This window comes from Burkholderia stabilis (genome assembly GCF_001742165.1).
Classification (GTDB): domain Bacteria; phylum Pseudomonadota; class Gammaproteobacteria; order Burkholderiales; family Burkholderiaceae; genus Burkholderia; species Burkholderia stabilis.
Window position 1 is genome coordinate 1,639,621 of the sequence record NZ_CP016442.1, and the last position, 11,086, is coordinate 1,650,706.

At 63.4% G+C, this 11,086-nt stretch carries 7 protein-coding genes; 4 read left to right on the top strand and 3 right to left on the bottom strand.

The window, feature by feature from the left end:
* Nucleotides 1–22 precede the first annotated feature (22 nt).
* The 4 genes from BBJ41_RS07695 to BBJ41_RS07710 all read left to right on the top strand — a co-directional run bounded on the left by BBJ41_RS07695 (nucleotide 23) and on the right by BBJ41_RS07710 (nucleotide 4,466).
* Complete coding sequence (locus BBJ41_RS07695; RefSeq protein ID WP_069746007.1) at nucleotides 23–1,159, top strand: glycosyltransferase family 4 protein; 1,137 nt, start codon at nucleotides 23–25, stop codon at nucleotides 1,157–1,159.
* 15 nt (nucleotides 1,160–1,174) lie between these two features.
* Complete coding sequence (gene galE, locus BBJ41_RS07700) at nucleotides 1,175–2,197, top strand: UDP-glucose 4-epimerase GalE (RefSeq protein WP_069746008.1); 1,023 nt, start codon at nucleotides 1,175–1,177, stop codon at nucleotides 2,195–2,197.
* Between the two features lie 27 nt (nucleotides 2,198–2,224).
* Nucleotides 2,225–3,328, top strand: coding sequence for an MraY family glycosyltransferase (locus BBJ41_RS07705; RefSeq protein ID WP_069746009.1), 1,104 nt, complete (start codon nucleotides 2,225–2,227; stop codon nucleotides 3,326–3,328).
* Nucleotides 3,329–3,488: 160 nt separating this feature from the next.
* Nucleotides 3,489–4,466, top strand: coding sequence for an acyltransferase (locus BBJ41_RS07710; protein WP_069746010.1), 978 nt, complete (start codon nucleotides 3,489–3,491; stop codon nucleotides 4,464–4,466).
* 117 nt (nucleotides 4,467–4,583) lie between these two features.
* On the opposite strand, the gene BBJ41_RS07715 is transcribed toward BBJ41_RS07710, so the two are convergent.
* The 3 genes from BBJ41_RS07715 to BBJ41_RS07725 form a co-directional block, all read right to left on the bottom strand.
* On the bottom strand, nucleotides 4,584–6,464 hold the full coding sequence (locus BBJ41_RS07715; protein WP_069746011.1) for a nucleoside-diphosphate sugar epimerase/dehydratase: 1,881 nt from the start codon (nucleotides 6,462–6,464) through the stop codon (nucleotides 4,584–4,586).
* A 410-nt stretch (nucleotides 6,465–6,874) separates the two neighbouring features.
* Nucleotides 6,875–9,109, bottom strand: coding sequence for a glycosyltransferase (locus BBJ41_RS07720; RefSeq protein WP_167362194.1), 2,235 nt, complete (start codon nucleotides 9,107–9,109; stop codon nucleotides 6,875–6,877).
* A gap of 504 nt (nucleotides 9,110–9,613) precedes the next feature.
* On the bottom strand, nucleotides 9,614–10,594 hold the full coding sequence (locus tag BBJ41_RS07725) for a hypothetical protein (protein WP_156814751.1): 981 nt from the start codon (nucleotides 10,592–10,594) through the stop codon (nucleotides 9,614–9,616).
* Nucleotides 10,595–11,086: the final 492 nt, after the last annotated feature.

Sequence of the window (11,086 nt, forward strand, 5' to 3'; positions counted from 1 at the left end):
CGCTTTATTTTTTCTTTTTTTCATGTCCGCCACCTCCCCGCTGCGCATCGCGCTCGTCTGCAACACGGCCTGGGCGATCTACACGTATCGCCACGGGCTGATCCGTGCGCTCGTCGCGCGCGGCGCCGAGGTCGTCGTGATCGCGCCGCACGACCGCACGGTGCCGCTGCTCGAGCAGATGGGCTGCCGCTACGTGGCGCTCGCGGTCGCGTCGAAAGGCACGAGCCCGCGCGAGGATCTCGGCACGCTCGCCGCGCTGGTGCGCCACTACCGCGCGCTGAAGCCCGATCTCGTGTTCCATTACACGATCAAACCGAATATCTACGGCTCGGTCGCCGCGTGGCTCGCGCGCGTGCCGTCGATCGCGGTGACGACGGGGCTCGGTTACGTGTTCATCCAGAAGAGCCGCGCGGCGGCGGTCGCGAAGCGCCTGTACCGGTTCGCGTTCCGCTTCCCGCGTGAAGTCTGGTTCCTGAACCGCGACGATCTCGCGACCTTCACCGACGAACAGTTGCTCGCGCATCCCGACCGCGCGCGGCTGCTGCACGGCGAAGGCGTCGATCTCGAACAGTTCGCGCCCGTGCCGCTGCCCGCCGGCGACGCACCCGTCTTCATCCTGATCGGCCGGCTGCTGTGGGACAAGGGCGTGCGCGAATACGTGGAGGCCGCGCGCATCGTGCGCGCCCGCTTCCCCCGCGCGCGCTTCCAGTTGCTCGGGCCGCTCGGCGTCGACAACCCGAGCGCGATCGGTCGCGCCGATGTCGACACGTGGGTCGGCGAAGGCGTCGTCGAGTATCTCGGCGAGGCGCACGACGTGCGCCCGCACATCGCGGCGGCCGACTGCGTCGTGCTGCCGTCGTACCGCGAAGGCGTGCCGCGCACGCTGATGGAAGCGTCGGCGATGGGCCGCCCGATCGTCGCGACCGACGTGCCGGGCTGTCGCGACGTCGTCGCCGACGGCGAAACCGGCTTCCTGTGCCGCGTGCGTGACAGCGCGAGCCTCGCGGAGCAACTGCTCCGCATGATCGAACTCGGAACCGCCGGCCGCGAAGCGATGGGCGCGCGCGGCCGGCAGAAGGTCACGGCGGAATTCGACGAGCAGCAGGTCGTCGAACGTTACCGGCAGACCATCCACTCGTTGACCGGCATCACCTTTTGAAGGAGCGCATCAGCAATGACTGCTAAAGGCACCATCCTCGTCACCGGCGGAGCGGGCTATATCGGTTCGCACACGGCCGTCGAGCTGCTCGGCAACGGCTACGATGTCGTGATCGTCGACAACCTAGTCAACAGCAAGGCCGAGTCGGTACGGCGCATCGAACAGATCACGGGCAAGACGCCCGCGTTTCACCAGGTCGACGTGTGCGACGAAGCCGCGCTCGCAAAGGTGTTCGACGCACACCCGATCACCGGCACGATTCACTTCGCGGCGCTGAAGGCCGTCGGCGAATCGGTCGCCAAGCCGCTCGAGTACTACCAGAACAACATCGGCGGCCTGCTTGCCGTGCTCAAGGTCATGCGCGAGCGCAACGTGAAGCAGTTCGTGTTCAGCTCGTCCGCGACCGTGTACGGCGTGCCCGAGCGCTCGCCGATCGACGAATCGTTCCCGCTGTCGGCGACGAACCCGTACGGCCAGTCGAAGCTGATCGCCGAACAGATCCTGCGCGATCTCGAGGTATCCGACCCGTCGTGGCGCATCGCGACGCTGCGCTACTTCAATCCGGTCGGCGCGCACGTGAGCGGGCTGATCGGCGAGGACCCGGCCGGCATCCCGAACAACCTGATGCCGTATGTCGCGCAGGTCGCGGTCGGCAAGCTGGAGAAGCTGCGCGTGTTCGGCGCCGACTACCCGACGCCGGACGGCACGGGCGTGCGCGACTACATCCACGTCGTCGATCTCGCAAAGGGACACATCGCCGCGCTCGACGCGCTGGCCAAGCGCGACGCGAGCTTCGTCGTGAACCTCGGCACCGGGCAGGGCTACAGCGTGCTGGAAGTGGTCCGCGCGTTCGAGAAGGCCTCGGGCCGCCCGGTGCCGTACGAACTCGTCGCGCGCCGCCCGGGCGACATCGCCGAGTGCTACGCGAACCCGCAGGCCGCGGCCGACATCATCGGCTGGCGCGCGACGCTCGGCATCGAAGAAATGTGTGCCGACCACTGGCGATGGCAGGAGGGGAACCCGCGCGGTTTTGTATAATCCGCTGTCCATTTTTCGAGCGATCCCATGCTCAGCTTCGCGTCCGGCTTCATCGTCTCTCTGCTCGTCACGCTGTTCATCGTGCGCTATGCGCACCTTCACGAGAAATTCTCGGTCGACAGCGATCTGGCCGGCGTGCAGAAATTCCACGTGCGGCCCGTGCCGCGGGTCGGGGGCATCGGGATCCTCGCAGGCGTCGTCGCATCGGCGCTGCTGCTGACGCAGCGCTATCCGACGATCGCCGGCAGCATTCTCGGCATCGTCGCCTGCGGGCTGCCGGCTTTCCTGTCCGGCCTCGTCGAGGACCTGACCAAGCGCGTGTCGCCGCGCGCGCGGCTGCTCTGCACGATGGGCGCCGCCGCACTCGCGTTCTGGGTGATGAACATCGCGGTCACGCGCATCAGCGTCCCGCCGCTCGATTTCCTGCTCGGCTACGTCGCCATTTCGGCGTTCGTCACCGTGCTCGCGGTCGCGGCGCTCGCGAATGCGATCAACATCATCGACGGCTTCAACGGGCTCGCATCGATGGTCAGCTTCATGATGTTCGCGTCGCTCGCGTACGTGGCGTTCCAGGTCGGTGACCCGGTCGTGATGTCCGCGTCGATCATCATGATGGGCGCCGTGCTCGGCTTCTTCCTGTGGAATTTCCCGGCCGGGCTGATCTTTCTCGGCGACGGCGGCGCGTATTTCATCGGCTTCATGCTCGCGGAACTCGCGATCATGCTGGTGATGCGCAACCGCGAAGTATCCGCGTGGTATCCGGTACTGCTGTTCATGTACCCGATCTTCGAGACCTGCTTCTCGATCTACCGGAAGAAATTCATCCGCGGGATGTCGCCCGGCATTCCGGACGGCGTGCACCTGCACATGCTCGTGTACAAGCGGCTGATGCGCTGGGCCGTCGGCACGAAGCACGCGCACGACCTGACGCGCCGCAATTCGCTGACGTCGCCGTACCTGTGGCTGCTGTGCCTCGTCGCAGTGATCCCCGCAACGCTGTTCTGGCGGCACACGGTGCACCTGTTCGTGTTCGTCGTGCTGTTCGCGCTGACGTACGTGTGGCTGTATCTCAGCATCGTGCGCTTTCGTGCGCCGCGCTGGATGGTGGTGCGCAAGCACCGGCCCCACTGATCGTCCGCACTGCGACGCACATTTGAATGGTGGATTTCCACAATCCCACGAACACCTGACATCGCCTAACATGAAGCCCCGCTGAAACGACACTCAGGGGCACGGAGACACTATCGGGATGGATAGACGAGTAGACGCATTGCGTGTGGTTGCCTGCTTCATGGTCGTGCTGCTGCACGTGTCCAGCGAAAGCTTCGTGAAGTACAGCGCCACGTGGAATGCATCGAACTGCTACGAATCGCTGTCGCGCGCGTGCGTGCCGATTTTCTTCATGATTTCCGGCGCCAACCTGCTCAGGAAAACCGAGCCGCTCGGCACGTTCCTGTCGAAGCGGGTGCTGCGCGTGCTTCCCCCGCTCGTTTTCTGGTCCACGTTCTATCTGTGGTGGCTCAGCTTCAACAACGTGCACACCGGGAACTGGATACTGGCGATCCTCGCCGGCCCGACCATGTTTCATCTGTGGTTCTTCTACGTCATCTTCGGCATCTACCTGGTCGTGCCGGCCATGCGTCGCTTCTATCAAAGCGCATCGCAATCCGAGCGGGTGTGGCTGCTTGCCGTCTGGTTCGTGACTGCATCGCTTTACCCTACCTTGCAGGCACTGCTGGCCGGGCGCGAAGATGACCTGATCGCCAAGTGGGGGACCGGGAGCGTCTACGATCCGTCCTACTATGGCATGTATGCAGGCTTCCTGGTTCTCGGTGCCTGTCTTGCGGAACGCAAGGGGAATGTCGCCACCGGATTGGCGCTCTTCGCAGTATCCGTGGTGGCCACCGTGCTCGCCACCATTTGGGAATCACATCTCCACGGAGTGCCCAACCCGTTCTTCCAGCTCTACCTGTCGCCACTCGTCGTGATCGCGGCATGCGGCCTGTTCCATGCGTTCATGGGTGTGGATGCGGGGAAATCGTCGGCGCTGCTGAATACCGTATCCGGATGCACGCTCGGCATCTACGGATTGCATCCGTTCCTGATCGATCCGTTTGCGAAACACCTGGGACTGCTGCAGCTGACCGGATGGCCGTTGATCGATCCGCTGCTGGCCACGCTGCTCATATTCGGTACAGCGCTCGCGATCATTGCATTCCTGCGCTGGATTCCGCTGTTCGGGCGCCAGCCGCTTCGCATCGTCATCTGATCGAGCGGAGCAACGGACACCCTGCAACGAAAAACGCGACCTGCACCGGGTTGCGCGCAGATCGCGTCGTCATGAATGGTTCGCCGTTACCGGCGCAATGCGTCCCCGGCCCGCCCGTCAAATCCGCGATGCAGCACGAGCGGGTACGCTGTGCAGGACCGGCGCGCTGGACGACTGATATTCGGACACCCATCTCCGCAAATCGCGCCGCACTTCGTCATCGCTCAGGACGCGATGCTGCATCAGCCACGGCAGCAGTTCGTCGAGCAGGTTGTCCGGCACCTCGCGCGCACGCGCGATCCGCAGCTTCGGATGGGGCGTGCGGGTCGTCGTCTCGTCGTCCGCGAGCAGTTCCTCGTAGAGCTTTTCGCCCGGGCGCAGCCCGGTGAACTCGATGCGAATCTGCTCTTCGGAGAAGCCGTAAAGACGAATCAGGTCACGGGCAAGATCCACGATCTTCACCGGCTGCCCCATGTCGAGGATGAATATCTCGCCGCCGCGCCCCATGCTCGATGCCTGCAGCACAAGTTGCGACGCTTCCGGAATCGTCATGAATAAGCGCGTGATCTCCGGGTGCGTCACCGTCACCGGGCCGCCCTTCGAGATCTGCTGCTGAAACTTCGGGATCACGCTACCCGCGCTGCCGAGCACGTTGCCGAACCGGACGGTTTCGAACTGCGTGCGCTGGCTCGTCTGCTGAAGCGCCTGGCACGCCATCTCGGCCAAGCGCTTGCTGGCGCCCATCACATTGGTCGGATTGACGGCCTTGTCCGTCGATATCAGCACGAAGTGGCGCACGTCGTGCCGAATCGCCGCACGCGCGACGCGATACGTTCCGAGCACGTTGTTGCGCAACGCCTGCCACGCGTTGTGCTCCTCCATCAACGGCACGTGCTTGTAGGCGGCCGCATGGAACACGATGTGCGGTGCGTAGCGCGACATCAACTGATCGAGCAGCAGCGAATCCTTCGCGTCGCCGATGATCGGCACGACCTGCTGATCGGGAAAGCGCTCGCGCAATTCCTCCGTCAGCCGATACATCGCATACTCGGACAGGTCGAACGCAATCAGTTGCGCCGGCGAGAAACGCAGGATCTGCCGGCACAATTCCGAACCGATCGAGCCACCCGCCCCCGTCACCATCACGACCCTGCCATGCAGCAACGCCTCGACGTGCGGCGTGTCGATCGTCACCGCATCGCGACCGAGCAGGTCTTCGAGGTCGATATTCCGAACCTGCGACAGAAAGCCCTGCCCCGGCATCAGCGCAGTCAGCGCCGGCAGCACCATCGCCTTCACGCCGGCGCGCACGCACTGCGTGGCAACCCGGCGCTGCACTTCAACCGGCGTGGAAGGCAGCGCAATGATCGCGTGCTCCGCCTTGGTGAACTCCGCCCAGTGATTCAACTCGCCGATCGCGCCCAGCACCTTGTAGCCGTAAATTTCGCGCCCTCGCTTGGCCGGATCGTCGTCGAGCAGGCCGACAAGCCGCCACTCGCCGGAGCGGGACAGTTCGCGCGCGAGGCTGGCACCCGCCGTCCCCGCACCGAGCACGAGCACCGGCTTGCCTTTGCCGACGAGCCCGCCGTACAGATAGAACTCCTTGCTCGCGCGATACAGCGCGCGCGCGCCCCCCATCGCCAGGAACAGGAGCACCGGCGACAGAACAAGGGCGGAACGGGGAATGATGGGCGTCGGCTGCAGCATGACGGCACCGATCATCACGATCAGTCCGCCGCCGATAACGGCTTTCGAGATGCGCAGAAGGTCGGGAAGGCTCGCGAAGACCCACAACCCGCGGTACAGGCCGAAACAATGGAACATCAACCCGTAGATCGGCAGCACCCATGCGAGCGCATCGAACGCGCCCGTGAGAAAGTCGGCGGGGACGCTTCCATTGAATCGAACTACGTACGCAGTCAGCCAAGCGCCTGCAACCGCAATCAGGTCGAACAGAAAAGCGCTCAACGACTGCCACGACGCCTTGAAACGAAACATCGACGGAGACCTCGAAGAAATTTTGCGGCGCTGCCTCGCAAATGCACCAACCGCCAGGGCCAGTGGCATGAAACAGCGACGAACCCATACCGGTCGATCGAACAACCACGCACTACGCCATCGTGGCGGGCACGCCGAGGTGGCAACACGGCGACCATTATGCCGTCAACGACCGGGGCTTCCAATACACCGCCCGGCGTCGCTGGGCCGACGGCCGAACTGCGCATCGCAGCAAAACGCGGCGATACGCCTGAAACTCGATGCAGGCGAAACCGCCGCCGGTTACCGCAACGGCATCCGGCGCAGCACGGATGTCGCAGCGCAATATTGCGCCCGTTCGTTCAGCTTCCTTTCGTCGACACCGGCCCACGGGAAAGCACATGCAGGCACGGCCCGATCACGACCGCACGTCAGCTTCGAATCACTTCGTGCAACGGTCGCTTCGACAGCAAGCGCTTGACTGCACGTTTCATCCGATGCGGAATCAGCCTGGACATCGCTTGCGTACGCGGATCCGTATAAATGCCCCAAAGCACCCGCAGGAAACGCTCACGCACACCATGGACGACGATTTCCTGCACGGCCAGCAGCGCATCGAGGGCTGCCACCATCTCCGTGCGATCCACCGGCCCTCTGGCCGTACCCGCATCGCGCACGTACTGCTGCTCGTAATGGTTCGCACACGGCAGTTCGCCGCCGAACGCCGGCGCACGCGATTGCCCGCCGCGCTCGAGTGTCGTCAACAGCGACTCGACGGCCGCCAGCAACGCCTCGGCCGTCGGCGGATGCGGCAACAGCGCCGTCCGCTCCAGCCCTGCGAGGCGCTCCGGAAACGCGCCGATGCTCGGTGCGACGATCGGCAGCCCGCTTGCCAGTGCGGAACTGAGCGTATAGCTGTAAGTCTCGGGCCACTGCGCCGGGAACGCGATCAGGTCGCACGACTCGCTGTCGATCAACTCGCCGATTCGCTCGCTGTCGTACGGCCCGGTGGTCTTGACGCCCTGGAGCGGACGATATGCATATCCGATCAGCGTGAACCCGACTTTCGACTGCCGGGACGCGGCAAGTGCTGCCGCGGCCTCGAGCAGATCGGCCCCCTTTTCGCGGCTCAACGCACCCAGCACGCCGATCGTGTACTTCGTCTTCGGGATGAAGGGTCGATGCGGCCGGTCGTGCTGCGCCATATCCTCGGGATGGTAGGCAAGCAGCGGGGTGCGGACCTCGAAGAAGCGTCCGAACAACTCGAACGTCGAGTGCGACGGAAAAATCACCCGCTCGCACGCAGCCAGGAATCCTCGATACTGCTCGCGCCAGGCCTCGCGGGTGGTTCCCTTCGGCAACGGATACAGCGGGTTGTGGGCCTTGTCCAGCTCAACGGGATCGAACACGCCGCGCTCGTCCGTCAGCGTCGGATTACCGTTGATCAGGTAAAAATCATGAACCGTGAAAATCTGACGGGCGCCCAGCGATGCACCCAGCGTCAGGTAATCCGTGGGCAGGCCGAGCACATGATGGTAATGGACCAGATCGACCCCGACCGACTTCAGGAACGACAGCAGCAACGCAAGGCCCTGCTGCGCGTCGACCGAGATCCGCATCGACGAATCCGCATCCCACGCGCCGATCGATACCAGTCTCCCGCCATCTTCCGGCCGAAGCACGAGCGACACGAGTCGCCCTTCGGTGCGCTGTGCCAGGTCCTTGATATGCTGTTCGACGCCGCCACCCAATCCATGCGACACGTGCAGCACGATCGGGAGCCGCCGGACGCGCACCAGGTCGAAATAGCGTTGCAGCCGTGCGCCGCGCAGTTCGTCCTTCGCAACGTAGGATTGAACGTCGGCGTGGTAGTTCGGATAGCGGCGATCGAGCGTCTGATCCGCGTGGCGGATACGCTCCGTTCGCTGATCGCCGAAACTCACACCGCCGCGGTGATGAACGTAGAGATTGGGCGAAATATAGCTTTTCCAGCCCTTGCGCAGCGCGCGCTGACAAAAGTCATTCTCTTCGCCGTAGCCGGTACCAAACGACTTCTCGTCCAGTTCGCCGACCTCGTCCAGGCACCGGCGCTTGATGTACATGCAGAATCCGATGCCGGTCGGTGCGTCGACAGGGTTCAGACGCACGGCCCGGAACGCTTCGTCGACCTGCTCGAGATCGAGCTGCAGTGGGCTGGCATTCTCGGCGACGAAATTGGGGAACGACGAGATCGTCGTGTTGTTCGACAGCGGCGTCACGGTTCCCGCGTCGGCGAGCATCTCCGCGTCCTCAACGATCCGCTCGAGCCACTGGTCCGGCAGGATGACATCGTTGTTCAGCAGGATGACGTCCGCGCCGGCATCGTAACGAATGCCACGATTGGCGGTCTTCACGAAACCCAGGTTGACGTCATTGCGAAGCACCACGAGTTTTTCGCCCCACCGCTGTGCCTCGCTTGCCAGCGTGTCGTCCATCCCGGCATCCGGCGAGGCATCGTTGATGGCGACCAGCCGTGCATCGGGATGGCGCATCACGGCCGGCATCGCGGATGCCAGACATGCTCGCGTCAATTCACAATCCCGATACACCGGCACGACGACCACGACTGGGGCCGACTGGGATGCGGCGTTGCGGGTCACAGACGAGGTAGAAAGCGTGTCAGTCACGATTGGTAAGGCGTTCCAAGCTTGAAAATTCAGGCGCATTCCGGTCCGATGCGCGATCGCGCGTATGCGTCGTCGGCCATCGGCCCGGTGATATGCGCCGCGACGACGGCTCGGGAACACGATGTATCGGCATATCGGGCATCAACCGGCCGCGATTGCCCTGGGCGGCGCAGCCGCCGGCAAGATTGTGCGCGGCCACGACGCGACCGCGCATTGCGACACGAATCGCAAGACAGAAGTCTCTCATCATTGACACCCCCGGATGCTACAAAATGCAACATCACGAGGCGCGTCGCAGTACGAGATAGATGCGACCCCATTTTAAAACGAGTACCGGCGCTTGATGAAGCCCGGTGTCGCAGCTTGCCAACACGCTGAAGCACTGCCCTCGGGCCCCGATTCATGCCCCACCGATGCGTTACGGCAATCGGCCCGCCGACACCGTGCGTTGCAGTCGGAATCGTCAAACGATATCCGGTGCGCGGCGCGGGTCGTTGATCCGGATCAGGACCACCCGTTGCGATGCCGTTGAAGTACGACCTCCGCCGACGCGCCGACTGCGACGACGTTGTCGAAACGGCGCAGATAGTTTTCGAGCGCACCGAAGTTGATGATCGAGTTGCGCAGGATCGCCGGGGGCGTCAGGCTTTCTTCGGCGATCAGCTGAAGCGGAACGACGATCATGTTGCGCTTGGGCACGTAATTGATCTTCCAGCTGAGCTCCGAGAACATGACGTCCGCGATGATGACGTCGCCATCCTGAAACTCGAAGTCGTTCGGCACGCCATCGGAAATCAGCACGAGCCGCGGTTGCCGCTCGACCGATGCATCGATGATCGAGTAGAACGCGCCGTACACCTTCGAACCCGACGCGTGATAGTTCTCGCAAACCACGTGGATGGCGTTGGCGAATTCGTGCGGCTCCCAGCCCGACCGATGATTCTGCAGTTCCGAATGGGGAACACCTTCCCACGACACGGATTCCGTGTAGTGCTGCGGCATGAAGCCCAACGGCGTGAATATCACGACCTGCTTGCGTGCGACCCGCAGCGCCTGATCCAGCAGCTTCTGACCGTCTTCCTTTTCCAGATGCTCGATCACGTCGAGCATGAATACCGTGTCGGTGCTCTTGTCGAGCGCGCCCTTGAAGTATTCGAGACCGTCGACGCAATACACGACCTTGTCCGGGTAGCTGGCAACGAGCTTCTCGGCATACGGACGATGCGGCTCGACGAGCACATGGACGGAGCAATCGAGCATCCGTTGCGGGCGCACGCCCGGCCCGATGTCCAGACAGACATCCGCCGGCTTCAGCAGGCTGGTCGCCACGCGATGCAGCGCATCATGACTGCAATGGAGCGTCTGCCCGTATTCGACATCGTTCACCGTCCGGACATCGATACGCGAACCACCGAGGAAGTATCGAAGCTGGTTGGCCTGATTCTTCAGAATCTTGTTTTCGACAACCAGGGATTCCAGGGTCATGTTGCTCATACGTGTTGCACCAGAAAGTCACGAAATGGAACGAGTTCGGATGAATACGAGAATTGCTCGCTGAGGATTTTCCGCGCCGTTTCATGGCGTTGCCGCCGGTGCGCGGGCGTCGCCTCCATGATCGACCGGATGAACGCGTCGGTCCCTTCCGCGATCGAGCCGTTGTGATAATGCGCCCCGTAGTGCTGGCGATAGAACACGTCCGGCGAAGCCCCTTCCCGGGCCCACGACATGATCGGCAGACCGGCCGCGAGGTAGACGCGGGATTTCGACGGGAACGACAGCGTGGAAGTCTCGATAAAGCGCTCCTCGGTCGGATACGGCAACAATGCGAGATCCCATTTCGCGATTCGCGTGACGAGCTCGTCGCGCGGCAACGCACCGTGTGCGATGAGCTGATAGCCCGGGTTCGTCGCAGACGGATTGCCGTAACCGAAATAATGCAGCACCAGCGACTTGCCCATCGCGAGCAACGTGCGCGAG

What these genes read in the sequence shown, in the direction of transcription:
- BBJ41_RS07695 (WP_069746007.1), top strand. Translation starts at nt 23, where the DNA reads ATGTCCGCCACCTCCCCGCTGCGCATCGCGCTCGTCTGCAACACGGCC.
- galE (WP_069746008.1), top strand. Translation starts at nt 1,175, where the DNA reads ATGACTGCTAAAGGCACCATCCTCGTCACCGGCGGAGCGGGCTATATC.
- BBJ41_RS07705 (WP_069746009.1), top strand. Translation starts at nt 2,225, where the DNA reads ATGCTCAGCTTCGCGTCCGGCTTCATCGTCTCTCTGCTCGTCACGCTG.
- BBJ41_RS07710 (WP_069746010.1), top strand. Translation starts at nt 3,489, where the DNA reads ATGGTCGTGCTGCTGCACGTGTCCAGCGAAAGCTTCGTGAAGTACAGC.
- BBJ41_RS07715 (WP_069746011.1), bottom strand. Translation starts at nt 6,464, where the DNA reads ATGTTTCGTTTCAAGGCGTCGTGGCAGTCGTTGAGCGCTTTTCTGTTC.
- BBJ41_RS07725 (WP_156814751.1), bottom strand. Translation starts at nt 10,594, where the DNA reads ATGACCCTGGAATCCCTGGTTGTCGAAAACAAGATTCTGAAGAATCAG.